The organism is Stenotrophomonas sp. SMYL89 (genome assembly GCF_036319985.1).
Taxonomy (GTDB): Bacteria; Pseudomonadota; Gammaproteobacteria; order Xanthomonadales; family Xanthomonadaceae; genus Stenotrophomonas; species Stenotrophomonas maltophilia_Q.
The window spans coordinates 173201-190716 of record NZ_JAWIRW010000008.1; the positions used below are offsets into that span (position 1 = coordinate 173201).

Annotated in this window: 8 protein-coding genes; 6 read left to right on the forward strand and 2 right to left on the reverse strand. The window is 67.3% G+C overall.

The annotated features are described in order from the left end of the window. The first annotated feature begins 302 nt into the window (after positions 1-302). On the forward strand, positions 303-6386 hold the full coding sequence (locus V3B41_RS12450) for a CshA/CshB family fibrillar adhesin-related protein (RefSeq protein ID WP_329861272.1): 6084 nt from the start codon (positions 303-305) through the stop codon (positions 6384-6386). After that, complete coding sequence (locus V3B41_RS12455; RefSeq protein ID WP_329861274.1) at positions 6383-10072, forward strand: hypothetical protein; 3690 nt, start codon at positions 6383-6385, stop codon at positions 10070-10072. The genes V3B41_RS12450 and V3B41_RS12455 overlap by 4 nt, the downstream gene beginning before the upstream one ends. Positions 10073-10138: 66 nt before the next feature. Here V3B41_RS12455 and V3B41_RS12460 read toward each other — a convergent pair whose 3' ends face one another. Further along, the gene (locus V3B41_RS12460; RefSeq protein WP_049430967.1) at positions 10139-10498 is read right to left on the reverse strand and encodes a response regulator; all 360 of its coding nucleotides are present in this window, start codon (positions 10496-10498) and stop codon (positions 10139-10141) included. Further along, positions 10488-11624 carry a PAS domain-containing sensor histidine kinase gene (locus V3B41_RS12465; RefSeq protein ID WP_049430963.1) on the reverse strand — a complete coding sequence of 379 codons (1137 nt, stop codon included), beginning with the start codon at positions 11622-11624 and terminating at the stop codon, positions 10488-10490. The genes V3B41_RS12460 and V3B41_RS12465 overlap by 11 nt, the downstream gene beginning before the upstream one ends. Positions 11625-11802: 178 nt before the next feature. Here V3B41_RS12465 and V3B41_RS12470 point away from each other — a divergent pair, with 178 nt between their 5' ends. Genes V3B41_RS12470 through V3B41_RS12485 form a run of 4 tightly spaced genes read left to right on the forward strand, consistent with a single transcriptional unit; the run spans position 11803 to position 17436 of the window. Continuing rightward, positions 11803-14910 carry a response regulator gene (locus V3B41_RS12470; protein ID WP_049430959.1) on the forward strand — a complete coding sequence of 1036 codons (3108 nt, stop codon included), beginning with the start codon at positions 11803-11805 and terminating at the stop codon, positions 14908-14910. Further along, on the forward strand, positions 14907-15731 hold the full coding sequence (locus V3B41_RS12475; RefSeq protein WP_049430956.1) for a CheR family methyltransferase: 825 nt from the start codon (positions 14907-14909) through the stop codon (positions 15729-15731). The genes V3B41_RS12470 and V3B41_RS12475 overlap by 4 nt, the downstream gene beginning before the upstream one ends. Then, a complete protein-coding gene (locus V3B41_RS12480; RefSeq protein ID WP_049430952.1) occupies positions 15731-16306 on the forward strand; it encodes a chemotaxis protein CheB in 576 nt (191 codons plus the stop codon). The genes V3B41_RS12475 and V3B41_RS12480 overlap by 1 nt, the downstream gene beginning before the upstream one ends. Next, positions 16303-17436: a hybrid sensor histidine kinase/response regulator gene (locus tag V3B41_RS12485; protein WP_049430950.1), complete on the forward strand. Its 1134-nt coding sequence runs from the start codon at positions 16303-16305 to the stop codon at positions 17434-17436. Before V3B41_RS12480 ends, V3B41_RS12485 begins: the two co-directional genes overlap by 4 nt. The last annotated feature ends 80 nt before the right edge of the window (positions 17437-17516 follow it).

A 17516-nucleotide genomic window follows, 5' to 3' on the forward strand; every position in this document is an offset into this window, starting at 1 on the left:
TGGCAAATATTAATGTGATGAAGGTCACACATTTGTGCGAAATGTGTTAACTTGGTCACAGATATGTGTGCCCAACCATCCGGGTGCAGGGACGAAGGCAGGTGCCACGGAGTCGGCAGAACACGTAGTTGCGTGCGTCGCCGGTGCCGGGATTTCGTCCCAGGTCACCCATTGAACTTCGGCCCGTCTGAGGGCTGAGCGGGGAAATCAACATGTGGCAGTCGACGACGTCGCGCATTCGCGCGGGCGGTGGATGCGTTCATCCCGGAAAAAACCTGCAGTACCTGCACCCCGGCCGCTGGATGGCAGCCGGCCTGTTGCTGTTGCTGGCAATGCTGGCACCCTCGCTGGCCTGGGCTGCGGCCTATGCCACCGGCGGTAGCAGCCCGTATCGCAACACCGTGCTGTGGTTGACCTGGGGCGGCGGTGCCAATGGCGTGAACAACGTCGCGCTCAACGACGGCGCGACGTCGTCCATCGATATGCCTGTGGCGGCGGGAGTGAACCTGCGCGTGGACTGCCGCCTGAACACCGCCGAGACCGGTGTGCTGCGCAGCTATCGGCCTGGCAACTTCGGCGGTGACAGTCTTGACGATCTGTACAACATCGGCGGCACTGGCACCAGCAACCAGCTGATTGCCGGCATCGCACGTGCGGGCGGCACCTCCAGTTTCAGCATCACCTGCACGTCGACCCTGGGGGGCGCGCCCTACCGCCTGCGCGGCGTGGTGATGGCCGATGCCGAATCGATCAACAACAGCGGCGAGTTCGTCGAAGCCAGCGCGCAGGGCACCTGGAACGTGGTGGAGGTTCGCAAGAACCTGGCCAATGCCACGCCCTATCTGGTGAACAAGTCGACCAGCGGCGCCAACCAGGTGATCCGCTTCGGTCCCGGCAACGACGACAACACGGCGGCCGTTACCTTCCTCAGTTTCGACAATGCCGCACACGCGCCGGGCAACCTGGCGGTGAACATGGGCTTCTCGATGCGCGGCGGCGGCACCACCGCCATCGCCATCGGCCTGCTGGTGCCGTATGCCGACTTCGGTGACGCACCGCAGAGCTACGGCGATGCCATGCACGTGGTGGACGATCTGCAGTTCCGTTCCGATGGCATTCCGCAGGGCGCCAGCAACTTCAACATCAATACCGCCGGTTATACGCCGGGTGGCCTGGCACCACCGTTGACTGATTTCCTCGGCAGCCTGGGCCCGGATACCGAACAGAAGAGCAGCTACAGCGCGGACGCACTGGGCGATGACAACTTCCCGCAGGTGGGGAGCCGTGAAGAAGATGCCTGGCCAACCAGCTACCGGTTGACGGTGATGCAGGCCGGTACGCTGATCACCCAGTCAGTAGCCTGCGCGGGCAATGGCAGCGTTGCCGGCTGGATCGACTTCAACCGTAATGGCACCTTCGATCTCAACGAACGCAGCACGACCGCCGCCTGCAGCGGAGGCCAGGCGAACCTGAGCTGGACGGTACCCAGCGCGGTCAGCGCCGGCACGAGCTACGTGCGGCTGCGCTACTCCACCATCGCCGCGCAGATCCAGAACCCGACCGGCGTGGCCGATGACGGCGAGGTGGAAGACCACCGCATCACCATCACCGCTCCCTCGCTGAAGGTGGTCAAGGGCAGCAACGCCACCGGTGGCATCTGGAACTACGGGCAGGCCGGCACCCAGTACACGCTGACGGTGAGCAATACCAGTGATGTGCCCACCGGTAATCCACCGAATGTGCCGGTGGGTGCGATCATCGTGCGCGACCAGCTGCCGGCCGGGATCGTGCCGAACTGGACGGGTGCCCATGTGAGCGGCAGCTGGAGCTGTACGGCCAGTGGCCAGGACGTCACCTGCACCAGCAGCCAGGTGCTGGCTGCAGCCGGCAGCGCCGGCTCCAGCTCGGCGTTCACGTTGCCGGTGACGGTCACTGCGGCTGCTACCGGTGTGCTGACCAACCATGCCAGCGTGGGCGGCGGCTACGATCCCTTCAACAACGGCAATCCGCCGGCACCCGGCAGCAGCTGCACCGACGTTGACCACTGCACGCGCAGCGATGTGACCGTGCCGGTGACACGGGTGGGCTACGCCAAGCGTTCGAACACCGCCGGCCCGGTCGCGGTGGGTGCGACCGTGAACTATACGGTGGATGTCACCGTGGCCGACGGCAACACCCGCGATGTGCTGACCTTCACCGACACCCTGGGCACCGGCCTGGATTTCGCCAGCGTCAGCAGCCCCGGTGCATTCACCTGCAATGCGGCCAACCCGCTGGTGTGCACGCTGCCGGCAGGCACGGTGCCGGGCACCTACAGCCTGAGCTACACGGCCACGGTCAATGCGCAGGCCAGTGGCCAGGTGGTCAACACCGTGGTCGGCACGGGTACTGACACGCCCACCTGCAGCAGCAACTGCACCACCACCACGCCGGTGGCGGCGCCACGCATCTCGGTATCCAAGGCCAGCGGCACCGCCGGTCCGGTCGCCATCGGCGACAGTGTTGCCTACACCGTGACGGTGCTGGTGGCCGACGCGCGCACCACGGCGGTGACCACGCTGACCGACACGCTGGGTCCCGGCCTGGACTTCGGCAGCGTCACCAGCGCGGGTAGCTTCAGTTGCACGCCAGGCAACCCGCTGGTCTGCACGCTGCCGGCCGGGACCGTGCCGGGCAGCTATGCGTTCTCGTACACCGGCGTGGTCAACGCTCAGGCCAGTGGCCAGGTGCGCAACGCGGTGGTGCCCAGCGGCACCGACAACCCGTCCTGCGTGGGTGCGTGCGATACCACCACGCCGATGGCCGCAGCGCAGGTGGTCTATGCCAAGCAGGCCTCCACCGGTGGGCCGGTACGGGTGGGTGACCGCATCGACTACACCCTGACTGCAACCGTGACGCGCGCGCGCACCAGTGCCGTGGTCACCCTGACCGATACGCTGGGCAATGGCCTCGATCTCGCTGGCGTGAGCAGCGCAGGCATCTTTACCTGCAACGCCGCCAATCCGCTGGTGTGCACGCTGCCGGCCGGCACCGTGCCGGGTACCTACAGTGTTACCTATGGCGCCACCGTCAATGCGCAGGCGAGCGGCAGTGTGCGCAATGCCGTGCTTGGTAGCGGCACCGACAATCCGTCGTGCAGCGTGAACTGCGATACCACCACCCCGGTGGCGACACCGGGGGTGAGCTATGCCAAGTCGGTGAACAGCACCGGTCCGGTTTCGGTGGGCGATCGCCTGACCTACACCCTGACTACGGTGGTGACCAACTCGCGCACCACCGATGTGGTGACCCTGACCGATACGCTGGGTACCGGCCTGGACTTCGGCGCGGTGACCACTGCGGGGGGCTACACCTGCAATGCCGCCAATCCACTGGTGTGCACGCTGCCGGCTGGCACCGTTCCGGGCAGCTACAGCCTGACCTACACCGCCGTGGTGAATGCGCAGGCCACCGGCCAGGTCACCAACGCCGTGCTCGGCGGTGGTGGCGACAATCCGTCGTGTACCGCCAACTGCGGCACCAGCACGCCGGTGACCGGCAGCGCGATCGACTATCGCAAGACCTCGGCCGCCGCAGGTTCGGTGAAGGTGGGCGACAGCATCGCCTACACATTGACTGCAGTGGTCAGCAACTCGCGCACCACGGCGGTGTTCACCCTGACCGACACGATGGGCCCCGGCCTGGACTTCGGTGCGGTGACTGCCAGCCAGGGCTTCAGCTGCAATGCCGCCAATCCGTTGGTGTGCACGCTGCCGGCCGGTACTGTGCCGGGCACCTACATGGTGGACTACACCGCTCGGGTGAATGCCCGGGCCAAGGGCAGCGTCAGCAATGCCGTGCTCGGTAGTGGCACCGGCGTCACCACCTGCACCAGCAACTGCGGAACCACCACGCCGGTGCTGTCGGCGGTGGTGACCTACCGCAAGCAGTCGACCACCGTCGCTCCGGTGGGCGTGGGCGATGCGGTGGACTACAGCGTGGAAGTGACGGTCGCCAACTCGCAGACCCTCGATACGCTGACCCTGACCGATACCCTGGGCACGGGCCTGGACCTGCAGTCGGTCACCCAGCCGGGACCGTTCACCTGCAACGCCAGCAATCCGCTGGTCTGTACGCTGCCGGCCGGTACCGCTCCCGGGACCTATGCGCTGGGCTACCGCGCGCTGGTCAACGCCCAGGCCAGCGGCAGCGTGCGCAACGCCGTACTCGGCACCGGCGGTGACACGCCCACCTGCAACGGTGACTGCAGCACCGAGCACGCGCTGGCCGAACCGCGCGTGGTGCTGGAGAAGCATTCCGGACCTGCCAGTGGCACCGAAGTGCGACCGGGCGACCGCCTGCGCTACACGCTGGTGGCCACGGTCGAGCGGGCGGCGCTGCGCCAGCCGCTGCAGCTGGTGGATACGCCGGACGCCGGCTTGAGCATCGAAAGCCTGCCCGCCGGATGCGTCCAGCAGGGGCCCGACATCGTCTGCACGGTGCCGACGGGTACTGCTATCGGTCGCCACGAGTTCGCCTACCAGGCCGTGGTCAACCAGGAGGCCCGCATCGAGGTGCTGAACCGCTTGCGCGGACAGTATCCGGATGGCTCGCCGCCGCCGGACTGCACGACCTGCGAGACGCGCCACAAGGTGGTGTCCGACTTCGCCCTGCGGATCACCAAGACCGCCAGCCCGCGCCGGGTGAAGGTGGGCGACCTGGTGCGCTACCAGCTGGTGGTCGAGAACGTGGGCGGCAGCCATTGGCGCAACGGCGTGGTGGTCGATACACCGCCGCCGGGCTTCAGCTACGTCGACGGCTCGATGCGCGTGGCCGACGATGACGGCGCGTTCTCGCTGGCCAGCAGCCAGGTTCCACTGCGCATCGGTGCGGTGGACATTGCCGTGGGTCGCAGTGCGACCATCACCTACCTGTTGCGTGTGGGCGCCGGCGTGCGCGCGGGCAACCACGTGAACCAGGCCGTTGCCACCGCCGACGATGGCACGCCGCTGTCGAACATCGCCACCGCCGAGGTGGCCATGGATGCCGATCCGCTGCTGGAAGACAGCCTGGTATTCGGCACTGTGTTTGATGATCGTGACGGCGATGGCTGGCAGGACAGTGCCGAGCTGAGCGGCGTTCGCGTGCAGGGCGGCTTCGCTGCTGCGGCCTACGTGCCGGGCTCGACCACGCTGGATCGCGGCGATGGCCCGCAACCGCTGGCCGATGCCAGTGCACCGTTGCTGCACGGAGTGCAGATTGGCGTGGTGCATGGCCGCGCGTCCACGTCCGACACCGCCGAGGCGCATCAGGTGGTGCTGCGCCAGCGCCTGCGCGAACTGTCCTTCAGCGATGACTTCGTGCTGGAAAGCGCGCAGGGCCACCGCCTGCGGATGGACGCGCAGGGCGCCACGCGCGTGGAACGCAGCGGTGAGGCCGGCAAAGGCCTCACCGCAGCCGAGCCGAGCGTGCGCCGCGAGATCGCCCGTGTCGCCGAGGGTTACGAAGTGGCTTATGTGATCGGCAACGAAGGCATCCAGGAGCAGGGCATCCCCGGTGTGCGTCTGGCCACGGTGGAAGGCCTGCTGGTGGAGACCGATCCGTTCGGGCGCTACCACCTGGCTGACGTGCACGGAGGTGACGCGCGCCTGGGCCGCAACTTCATCATCAAGCTGGACCCGGCCACGCTGCCGGCCGGGGCTGAACTGACCACCGAGAATCCGCTGCTGCGGCGGGTGACGCAGGGCGTGCCGACCCGCTTCAGCTTCGGCGTGCGCTTGTCGCCATCGCCGCAGGCCGCCGCCGAGCGCATGGAGATTGCGTTGGGCGAGGTGCTGTTCGCACCGGACAGCAGCGAGCTGCAGGCCAACTATCGCCCGGTGCTGAAGAAGATGGCCGAGGTGGTCGACCGCTACCAGGGCGGCGACGTGGTGATCGCTGCCAATGGCGAGAGCCAGGCACTGGCCTTTGCCCGCGCCGCAGCGGTACGCGATGCACTGCAGGCCGAGGTTGCGGAAAGCGCACGCGCCGGCCTGGCCGTGCAGCTGCGCACCGATGTGCGCGATCCCCACTCGCTGCTGGCCGGTGTGGATGCCGGTGGCGCGCTGCTGGGCAACGTGCTGTTCGACACCGACAAGGCCACCGTACGCGACGAGTTCAAGCCGCTGCTGGCCGCCATCGCCGCGCGTCTGGAACAGCTGGGCGGTGGCCAGGTCAGCCTGGTCGGCCACACCGATGTGCGCGGCAGCCATGCCTACAACCAGGCACTGGGCCTGCGCCGTGCCAACGCCGTGTTCGAGGCGCTGCGCAGCCAGCTCAGCCCCGCCGTGCAGCAGCGCCTGCGCGTTCGCAACGAGGAGAGCGCCGCCACCCGTGCGGCTGCCCGCCAACAGGAGGCACGCCCATGAGCGCGCATCACTCTGCCGCCCGCCGTGCGGCCCGCCTGCCGCGCGCTGCGCTGTATCAGGCCCTGCTGCTTGGCCTGGCCGGTGCCGTCCATGCCGAGCCGCCCGCCGCCGAGCCGGCGCCGATCCGTTGTGACGGCACCCAGTGCAATGCCGAGGGCGAACTGTTGTTCAGCCTGCGCTCGCGCAGCTATGACGAACCGGTGACCGAGGGAACGTCCACGCGTTCCAGCTCGCAGGCCCTGCAACCGGACCGCCGGGTCAGTGTGGCGATCGATGAGCCGGGCAAGGCCACCGTGCGTGGCGAGTTCATGATCCGCCTGCCGGAAGGCGGCGCGATCTGGGCCACCGAAGACCCGGCGATGGGCCAGCCGGAACTGTCGGTCTCTGCACCGGGCATGGTCGCCTTCGACGAAGGCCGCATCGTGCGGCCGGTCGAGTTCTACGTGCGTGGCAACTACACCGCCTTCATCCAGCGCCTGGAAGTCAGCGTTTACCGCGGCAGCGACACGGATCGTGTGGCAGCACTGGCGACGTTCGAACTGCCGGTGGCCGCCGTTGCCCAGGGCGTGTGGGATGGCGCGTTGCCGGCCTCGACGCCGCTGCGTCGCGGCGACCGGCTGGTCTACGTGCTGCGCGCCTTTGATGCCGAGGGCAATGTCGATGAAACCACCGCGCAGTCGATGCAGCTGGTGACGCCGGCGGAATTCGAGCGCGGCAACCAGCAGTTGCGTGACGCGCTGGAAGACCGCCGCGGTACCTCGGTGGACGCCAACCAGGCCGCGTCGTTGTCACTGCTGCAGCAGGTGTTCGATGGCAATGGCCTGCGCCAGCAGAACATCCCGGTGTATGGATCGCGGGTGCGCCTGCGTGGCCGCGACCTGCCACTGGGCGCGTCGCTGAAGATCAATGGCGACAGTTATCCGCTGGACCAGGATCGCAAGTTCGCCGCCGAGTACCTGATGCCGATTGGCCATCATGCCTTCGACGTGCGCGTGGAGCGACCGGATGCGCCGGCCATCGCGCGCACGCTGGAAGTCGATGTCAGCGGCCAGTATCTGTTTGGCGTCGGCCTGGCCGACATCACCGTGTACCAGAACAAGGCCAGTGGGGCAGGGCAGGACTTCGCCCGGGGCGAGCGCAATGATGACGTGCTCAGCGATGGCCGCCTGGCCTTCTACCTGAAGGCCAAGACCCGTGGCCGCTACCTGCTGACCGCACAGGCCGATACCCAGAACCGTCCGCTGGACGAGCTGTTCACCGGCTTCACCACGGCCGATCCGCGCGACCTGTTCCGCAGCCTGGACCCGGACCTGTACTACCCGACCTATGGCGACGACTCGCTGACCCAGCGCGATGTTGACAGCATGGGCCGCTTCTACCTGCGCATGGACTGGGACAAGAACCAGGCGTTGTGGGGCAACTACAACACCGGCCTGACCGGCACCGAGTACGCGCAGTACGTGCGTTCGCTGTACGGTGCGGCACTGTCGTGGCGCTCGCGCGGAGCAAATGCCTGGGGGGATGCACGCAGCGAGCTGCGCGTATTCGGTTCACAGGCCGAAACGGCGCCGGGCCACAGCGAGTTCATCGGCACCGGTGGCAGTCTGTACTACCTGCGGCATGCAAGCATCCTCAGTGGTTCGGACCAGGTGGTGCTGGAAATCCGTGACCGCACCACCGGCCGCGTCGAGCAGCGCGTGCCGATGGTGCGCGGTGCCGACTACGAGATCGACGCCCTGCAGGGCCGCATCCTGCTGACCCGGCCGCTGGCCCAGGTCAGCCGTGAGAACCTGCGCCGGATCAGCCGCGACGTACCGCTGGACGGCTATGAGCAGCGCCTGATCGTCGACTACGAATGGGTGCCGACCGGATTCGACAGCGATGACATCACCGCTGGCGTGCGCGGCAAGCACTGGTTTGGTGATCACGTTGCCGTGGGCGCCACCTACGTGGACGAGCAGCGCTCCGGCCAGGATTATTCGATGAAGGGTGCGGACCTGACCCTGCAGGCCGGCCGTGGCACCTACCTGAAGGTCGAGCACAGCCGCAGCGAGGCGACCAGTGCGCCGGTGTTCTTCTCGGACAACGGCGGTCTGAGCTTCAGCCGCCTCAACCCGGAGGGGCTGCGCGAAGGTGAAGCGACCGCCGTTGAAGCACGCGTCAATCTGCGCGAACTGGGCTGGACCCAGCGCGACTGGAGCGCCGGCGCCTGGTGGCGCCAGGTGGACGGCGGCTATTCGGTGGGCCGCTTCGACACCGGCCAGCGCGTGCGCGAGCAGGGCGCCGAGCTGCTGGGCTACGTGACCGACGACTTCAGCCTGTATGCGCGCTACAGCGAGGCCCGCCGTGGCAATGCGTCGTTGATCCAGGCGCAGGCCACCGCCGAATGGCGGATCGGCGAGAACGACCGACTGTCGGCCGAACTGCGCCGTGTGCAGGAGGACCGCGGCCTTGGCGGCAATGTGGCTGGCGTGCTGGCTGCGGCGCGCTACACGCACCGCATCGGTACGTCGCTGGATGTCTACGGCGGCGGCCAGCTGACCGTCGACGACGACCATGGCCGCTATGCCGACAACGACGCGGTGGTGGCCGGTGGCACCTGGACCTTCGCCAACCTGTCCACCATTGGTGCGGAAGTCTCGGACGGCGACCGTGGCACCGCCGCGCAGGTCAACGCCGAGTACCGGCTGACCCCGCAGCACAGCTTCTACGGTGCATTCACCCAGTCCACCGACCGCAGCGAGTACGACCCGTTGTTCAGCCCGAACGCACAGGATGGATGGACTCTGGGCCAGCGCTGGCGCCTGTCTGACCAGGTCAACGTGTTCAACGAAAGCCAGTTCCTGAAATCCGGGCAGGAGTCCGGCCTGGCGCACACCTTCGGCATGGACTTCTATCCGGCGGTGGGCTGGAACGCGGGCTTCACCCTGAGCAACGGCAAGCTGGACGCCAGCAGTGGCCGGGTGGATCGCAAGGCGGTCAGCCTGTCCGGCGGCCGCACCGCGCCCGGTACCGAGTGGCAGAGCAAGCTGGAATGGCGGCGCGATACCGGTGCCGAGCGGCGCACGCAGTGGGTCAGCACCAATCGCCTCAGCCACCGCCTCAGCGACAGCTGGCGCATCGCGGCGCGCTTCAACTATGCCGACACCGACGATGCGATCAATCCGGTGGCGGGTGCGCGCTTCATCGAAGGCAACCTGGGCTTCGCCTACCGGCCGTGGGACAACGACCGCTGGGCGTTGTTCGGTCGCTACAGTTACCTGTACGACCTGTCGACGATGGGCCAGGTGAACGGCGTGGACTACGATCAGCGCACGCAGATCCTGTCGCTGGAAGGCGTGTACCGCATCGACCAGCGCTGGGAGGTGGCGGCCAAGGCGGCGCGGCGCGAAGGCGAGGTGCGTTATGGACGCGGCAGCGGCCCCTGGTTCGACTCGGCCACCAACTTCGCTGCGGGACAGCTGCGCTATGACCTGTACTACCAGTGGCACGGCCTGCTGGAGTATCGGCTGCTGGATGTCCGCGACGGCGGCAGCAGGCAGGGTTGGCTGGCCGGTGTCGATCGCGATATCGGCCGCAACTTCCGCGTGGGTGTGGGCTACAACTTCACCGACTTCAGCGATGACCTGACCAGGTTCGATTACACCCATCGCGGGTGGTACCTGAACCTGGTGGGGCGCTATTGAGGAGCGCAGCCGGGCATGGGCCCGGCTGTACATGAGCGGATACGCCGGGCGATGCCCGGCGACGGATCATTCCTGCCTGAGCAGCTGCACCAGCTGGCGCAGGCGATAGGGCTTGGGCAGGAACTCCACCTGCTCAGGCAGGGGCGGCAGCTGCGAACGCGCATAGCCGGAGGACAGGATCATGCGTGCCTGCGGCTGCTCACGCGCGACGTGCTCGCTGAGCTCGATGCCGGACATGCCGTTGGGCATGCTGATGTCACTGAACACCACGTCGAAACGCGCGTCGCCCTTCAGCAACGCTGCGGCTTCATGCCCGTCGGCGGTGGTGGCCACCTCGATGCCGAAATCGCGCAGGGCCAGGCCGATCATTTCGCGAAGATCAGTCTGGTCTTCCACCATCAGAACGCGGATCGGGTCATCGGTCATGGATTGCTTCCTCGGTTGCGGGTAGCAGCAGGCTGACCGTGGTGCCGACACCGGGCGTGGTGGACACGTCGACGAAGCCGCCGCTCTGGGTAGTGAATCCGAACACCTGGCTCAGGCCCAGGCCGCTGCCCTTGCCGATGTCCTTGGTGGTGAAGAAGGGCTCGCTGGCCTGCTCGGCGATGTCGGCGGCCATGCCGTGGCCCTCGTCGCAGACGCTGAGGGTGACATAGCCGCGTTGCAGCGTGGTGTCCGCATCCGGGTCGAGGCGATGTTCCAACGCGGTACTGATCAGGATGCGGCCGCCATCGGCGGTGGCCTCCACGGCATTGGCCACCAGGTTCGCCAGGGCGGTCTGGAGCTGCATCGCATCGGTGCTCACCTGCGGCAGGCCTGGGGTGAGATGGGCTTCCAGTACCACCGTGGGCGGGCAGGCGCGTTGCAGGTCCGGCAGCCACTGCCGTACCATCGCATTGATGTCCACCGATTCCCGGATCAGGGTCTGGCCGGTGCTGAAGGCCAGCAGCTGGCGGGTCAGCAGCGCGCCGCGGTCGGTGGCTGCCTGCGCGGCATCCAGCAGCTCGGCTGCGCGCGCATCGTCACTGCTGACACGCAGCGACAGCAGGTCCAGCGCATTGCCGATGGTGGTCAGCAGGTTGTTGAACTCATGCGACAGGCCACGGCTGAGACGGCCAACGGTCTCGAACTGCTGGGTGTTGCGCAGCGCACGCTGGGCATCGCGCAGCAGCCGCTGCGCTTGCCACTGCTCGGTGATGTCACGGGTGATCTTGACGAAGCCGAGCAGTTCGCCGGCTTCCACGACCGGTTCGATGACCACGCTGGCGCGGAACGACGAGCCATCGCGGCGAACGCGCCAGCCTTCACTGGCGACATGCCCCTGCTGCGCTGCGACGCGAAGCAGGCGCTGGGGTTCACCGGCCTCGCGGTCGGCGGCCAGGTAGAAGCGGCTGAAGTGCGTTCCCACCACTTCATCGGCTGAATAGCCCTTGATACGTTCGGCGCCCGGGTTCCAGCTGCACACGATGCCTTCAGGATCAAGCAGGTACAGCGCATGGTCGCGCACGCTGTCGATCAGCAGTCGCAGTTGTCGGGAAGGGTCCGTCAGCACGGACGTCGTAGAAGCGGCTGCGTCCACGTGTAAATAAGTGTTACCCCTGTGAGGGACGTGAAGCTAGGCACTCAAGTGTGAAGGATGCGTGCACACCTGACACGTGCCATTTGTCCTGTGCGGCTGAATGCGACACGGAGTACCATCTTCCACCCTTTGCCTTCTGGAACCGACCTGCATGCGTCCTGGTGCGACTACGCGTGACCGCTGGATCTGGATGACGTCCGCCTTGCTCCTGGCCGCGACCATCGCGTTGGAATTGGTCGTCCCGCTCGGCTACGCGGTATGGCTGGCCTACTTCCTCGCGGTCGGCGTGACGGTGTTCCAGCGCAGTGCACGCGCGCCGTTCGTGGTCGCGGTGATCGCCTGTGTCCTGCTGGTGATCGGCTTCAACGTTGCGCCAGCCAGCAACAATTCGTCGTTCTCGCTTGTCAACCGTACCGTGGGTGGCTGCGCCTTCCTGATGATCGCACTGATCGTCTCGCGCGCGATCCAGGTCCGGCGCCAGGCGATGCGCGCGCTCTGGCTGCAGGAGGCTGAGAATGCCGTGGCGATGAGCCTGCGCGGTGACCTCGGGCCGGAGCAGATCGCCGAAGCGGCAGCAGTGAGCCTGGCCGGGCAGCTGGGCGCAGAGGTCGGTGCGGTCTATCGGCTGGACGGCGGTCGGCTGCAGCTGACCGGTGGCGTGGCGCTGCCCTCTGGGACGCCGGCCTCCCTGGCCCTGCACGAAGGACTGGCCGGGCAGGTTGCGCGGGACGAACGCATCCGCCACCTGCGCGGCGAAGACGCTGCCGTGCTCGAACTGCAGACCAGCCTGGGCCGGCTGCCGGTGCGCGAGCGCATCCTGGCGCCGATCAGCAGCGATGGTGCGGTGGTCGGTGTCGTCGAGCTGGGCCGCGCGCGGGCGGGTGAACAGCGTGATCTGGATCGTGAGCTGCTGGAGCGCTGCGCCGAGACGATCGGCATGGCCCTGCGCGCTTCGCTGCTGCGCGCACAGCTGGTCGTGCTGCTGGAAGAATCACAGCGGCAGGGCGAGGAACTGCAGGCGCAGCAGGAAGAGCTGCGGGTGGCCAACGAAGAGCTGGAAGAGCAGAGCCGCAGCCTGCAGCAGTCGCAGAGCCATCTGGAAGAGCAGCAGGCCGAGCTGGAACAGAGCAACGTGCAGCTGGAAGAGCGCACCCACGAGCTGGAAGCGCAGAAGCAGGCGCTGCTGGTTGCACAGTCACAGCTGGTGCGCAACAGCAACGAGCTGGCGGCTACGTCGCGCTACAAGTCCGAATTCCTGGCCAACATGTCGCACGAGCTGCGCACGCCGCTGAACAGCTCGCTGATCCTGGCCAAGCTGCTGGCCGACAACAAGGACGGCACGCTCACCGAGGAGCAGGTGAAGTACGCCCGCGCGATCCTGTCGTCCAACAACGACCTGCTGGCGCTGATCAACGACATCCTCGACCTGTCGCGCATCGAGGCCGGCCATGTCGAACTGTCCGATGAAGTGGTGGTGGTCGAGAGCGCGCTGCAGCGCCTGCGCGAGACGTTCGAGCCGATGGCGCGGCAGAAGGGCCTGGCCCTGCAGATCGAGGCCGACGCCCTGGCACCGAGCCAGATGGTGGTTGACGGCCAGCGGCTGCAGCAGATCCTGAAGAACCTGCTGGCCAACGCGGTGAAGTTCACCGAGCATGGCAAGGTCAGCCTGCACGTGCGTGCCGGCGGCAACGGCCGCATCCGGTTCGAGGTCTGTGACACCGGCATCGGCATTGCCCGCGAGCAGCTGGATGTCATCTTCGAAGCGTTCCGCCAGGCCGATGGCAGCACCCGCCGTCGCTACGGCGGTACCGGCCTGGGCCTGTCGATCTCGCGCGATCTGGCCGAGCGCATGGGCGGCGGCATCCAGGTCGACAGTGAGCCCGGGCGCGGCAGCTGCTTCATCCTGGAGCTGCCGTTGCAGGGTGCGCCCGCGGCGAGCGCAGCCGACGCTGCCGAGGTCCCCGTGGCAGCGCCGCCGACGGCGCCGGTCGTGCTGCCGGCCGCGCCCGTACGCGCTGCGACCGCGGCAGCGCCGGTTGCTGCGATGGCCGGCGTAGCCGACGACCGCGGTCGCCGCCAGCGCGCCGGGCGCCTGATCCTGGCGGTCGAGGACGATGCCACGTTCGCCGAAGCACTGGTGGCCCTGGCCCATGAACTGGACTTCGACTGCGTGGTGGCAGGCACGGCGGAAGAGGCGCTGGCGCTGGCCAGCGAACTGCGTCCGAACGGCATCCTGCTCGATATCGGCCTGCCGGACGTGTCGGGCCTGAGCGTGCTGGAGCGCCTGAAGCGCAACCCTGATACCCGGCACATCCCGGTGCATGTGGTCTCGGCGACGGACCGCAGCCAGGTGGCGCGCGAGCTGGGCGCGATCGGTTTTGCGATCAAGCCGACCACGCGCGAGCGGCTGGTGACGGCCATCGAGCAGCTGGAACAGACCAGCCAGCGCGACGTGCGGCGCCTGCTGATCGTCGAGGACGACAACGAGCTGCGCCACAACCTGGAACTGTTGCTGGGTCGCGACCAGCTGCAGATCGTCGCGGTGGGCACCCTGGCCGGTGCGCTGGAACAGCTCAGCACGGTCACGTTCGACTGCATGGTGATGGACCTGTCGCTGCCCGATGGCAGCGGCTACGACCTGCTCGAACACATGGCCGGCAACGATGACGTCGGTTTCCCGCCGGTGATCGTCTACACCGGCCGCGCGCTCAGCCGCGAGGAAGAGCAGCGCCTGCGCCGCTATTCCAAGAGCATCATCATCAAGGGCGCACGTTCGCCCGAGCGACTGCTGGACGAGGTGACCCTGTTCCTGCACAGCGTGGAGGCCAGCCTGCCCAGCGACCAGCAGCGCCTGCTGCGCGAGGCCCGCCGTCGCGACACCGTGCTCGACGGTCGGACGGTGCTGCTGGCCGAGGACGACGTGCGCAACATCTTCGCACTGTCCAGTGTGCTCGAACCGCTCGGCGTCACGCTGGAGATCGCGCGCAATGGCCAGGAAGCGGTGGATCGGCTGGCCGAGCGCGAGGTCGACCTGGTGCTGATGGACATCATGATGCCGGAGAAGGATGGCCTTGCCGCGATGCGCGAGATCCGTGCGCAGCGCCACCTGCAGGACCTGCCGATCATCGCGCTGACCGCCAAGGCCATGCCCGACGATCGCGAGCGCTGCCTGCAGGCGGGCGCCAACGATTACATCGCCAAGCCGATCGACGTCGACAAGCTGGTCTCGCTGTGCCGGGTCTGGTGCTCGCGGCAATGAACGAACAGGCCCTGTTCGACCTGGAGTTGAAGGTCCTGCTGGAGGCGCTTTACCAGCGCTACCACTATGATTTCCGCAGCTACGCGGTATCGTCGCTGCGCCGGCGCATGCGCCAGGCCATGCAGCGTTACGAATGTGAGCGCCTGTCTGACCTGCAGCACCGCCTGCTGCACGAGCCGGAACTGTTCGCCCAGGCCATGCAGTTCTTCACGGTGCAGGTCTCGGAAATGTTCCGTGACCCTGCGTATTTCCGTGAGCTGCGCGAGCAGGTGGTGCCGGTACTGCGCACCTATCCCTCGGTGAAGCTGTGGGTGGCCGGCTGCAGCACTGGTGAGGAAGTGTGGTCGCTGGCGATCCTGCTGCACGAAGAGGGTCTGCTTGATCGCAGCATCGTCTATGCCACCGACATCAATCCGGCCGCGCTGACCACCGCCGAGGCGGGTGCCTATGGCATCGACCGGATGGCCCAGTTCAGCCGCAACTACCTGGCCGCCGGTGGCACGGCGTCGCTGTCCGACTACTACGCCACCGCGTACGATGGTGCGGTGTTCGACCGCCAGCTGCGCCGCAACGTGGTGTTCGCCGATCACAGCCTGGCCACCGATACCGTGTTCTCCGAAGTGCACCTGGTGTCGTGCCGCAACGTGCTGATCTATTTCAACCGCGACCTGCAGGACCGCGCCGTCGGCCTGTTCCGCGAGGCGCTGGTGCATCGTGGCTTCCTCGGCCTGGGCAGCAAGGAGTCGCTGCAGTTCGGGCGTCACCACGATGCCTTCGAGGTCTGTTCGCGCGAGCACCGCCTGTACCGGAAGGTGGCCTGATGGTGGTGCCGGCGCGTCCCGCGCTGCTGGTGATCGGTGCGTCGGCGGGTGGGGTCGCGGCCCTGCAGGCCGTGCTGGGTGCGTTGCCGTCGGGGCTGCCGGCGCCGGTGCTGGCCGTGCTGCACCTGCCGCGTGACCGCACCAGCCGCATCGCCGAGGTGCTGGCGCCGTACTGCGCGTTGCCGGTGCGCGAGGCCGAGGACAAGCAGCCACTGCAGCCCGGTACGGTGACGTTCGCGCCACCGGACTACCACCTGCTGGTGGAAGACGCCGGTTCGCTGGCGTTGTCGGTGGATGCGCCGGTGCTGTTCTCGCGGCCGGCCATCGACCCGTTGTTTGAATCCGCCGCCGCGGTGTTCGGCCCGCAGGTGCTTGCACTGTTGCTGACCGGCGCCAGCAGCGATGGCAGCGAAGGTGTCGCCGCGGTGCGTGCTGCCGGTGGCCGTGCCTGGCTGCAATGTCCCGAGGAAGCCGAGGCGTCGATGATGCCGGCGTCCGCCCTGCAGTACGCCGGTGCCGATGCCGTGCTGCCTCTTGAAATGATGTGTCGCCGCCTGAAGGAGTCGTTTGCATGAACCTGCTGCCACCGGACCCTGCGCACTCGCAGACCCGGGTCAACCTGCTGATCGTCGACGACGTGCCGCAGAACCTGGTAGCCATGCAGGCATTGCTGCAGCGCGAAGGGGTCAACCTGCTGCTGGCTGGCTCGGGTGCGCAGGCACTGGAGTTGTTGCTGGAGCACGAAGTGGCCCTGGCCCTGCTCGACGTGCACATGCCCGAGATTGATGGCTTCACCCTGGCCGAGCTGATGCGCGGTTCGCATCGCAGTCGCGACGTGCCGATCATCTTCCTGACCGCCTCGCCTGACGATCCGCTGCGCGTCTTCAAGGGCTACGAGAGCGGCGCCGTGGATTTCCTGCACAAGCCGGTGGCGCCACAGGTGATCCTGAGCAAGGTCAATGTCTTCATCGAGCTGTACCAGCAGCGGCAGTTGCTGAAGGCGCGCAACGAGGCACTGGAGCGCGCGTTGAAGCTCAACGAGACGATGGCCGCGGTGCTGACCCACGATCTGCGCACGCCGCTGTCGGCGATCCTGCTGTGCACCGACAAGCTGGCGCTGGAGCTTCCGGAAGGCAACGCAGGCGCGCAGCAGACTCTTCAGCACCTGGAAGCCAGCACCCTGCGGATGGCGCGGATGGTCGAGCAGCTGCTGGATTTCTCGCGGATCCGCAGCGGTGGCCTGAGGCTGGAGGCAAGTGCCTGCGATCTGGCCGACGTGACGCGCGCGGTAGTGGCCGAAGCAGGCAGCGCGCATGGGATGGACCGGATCCGCCTGGACATGCAGGGAGACACGCGGCTGCAGGGCGATCTGGATCGCCTTGGCCAGGTCGCCGCCAACCTGGTCGGCAATGCGCTGACCCATGGCAGCGAGGCCAGGGTGGAGGTGGATGGGCGCGACCCGCGCAGCGTGCTGCTGCGGGTCAGTAACGCCGGCCGGATCGATGATGCGCTGTTGCCGCGACTGTTCGAGCCCTTCAAGGCCAGCTTCCACCAGAGCAAGGGCCTGGGCCTTGGCCTGTACATCGTCGATCAGTTCGTCCGCGCGCACGGCGGGCGCATTGCGGCCCGCAACGAAGCGGGGCAGGTGGTGTTCGAGGCAGTGCTGCCACGGCGTTTCGACGGCGCGGTCATGGCGGCAACCTGAACTCTTCAGGCAACGGCCCGGCGGACTGAGACGGACTCGTCCGCAACTGCTACCGTGGGTGCACATCCTGCCAGGGAAGC

Coding starts and splice junctions, on each gene's coding strand:
- V3B41_RS12450 (WP_329861272.1), top strand. CDS start 303: ATGGCAGCCGGCCTGTTGCTGTTGCTGGCAATGCTGGCACCCTCGCTG.
- V3B41_RS12455 (WP_329861274.1), top strand. CDS start 6,383: ATGAGCGCGCATCACTCTGCCGCCCGCCGTGCGGCCCGCCTGCCGCGC.
- V3B41_RS12460 (WP_049430967.1), bottom strand. CDS start 10,498: ATGACCGATGACCCGATCCGCGTTCTGATGGTGGAAGACCAGACTGAT.
- V3B41_RS12470 (WP_049430959.1), top strand. CDS start 11,803: ATGCGTCCTGGTGCGACTACGCGTGACCGCTGGATCTGGATGACGTCC.
- V3B41_RS12475 (WP_049430956.1), top strand. CDS start 14,907: ATGAACGAACAGGCCCTGTTCGACCTGGAGTTGAAGGTCCTGCTGGAG.
- V3B41_RS12480 (WP_049430952.1), top strand. CDS start 15,731: ATGGTGGTGCCGGCGCGTCCCGCGCTGCTGGTGATCGGTGCGTCGGCG.
- V3B41_RS12485 (WP_049430950.1), top strand. CDS start 16,303: ATGAACCTGCTGCCACCGGACCCTGCGCACTCGCAGACCCGGGTCAAC.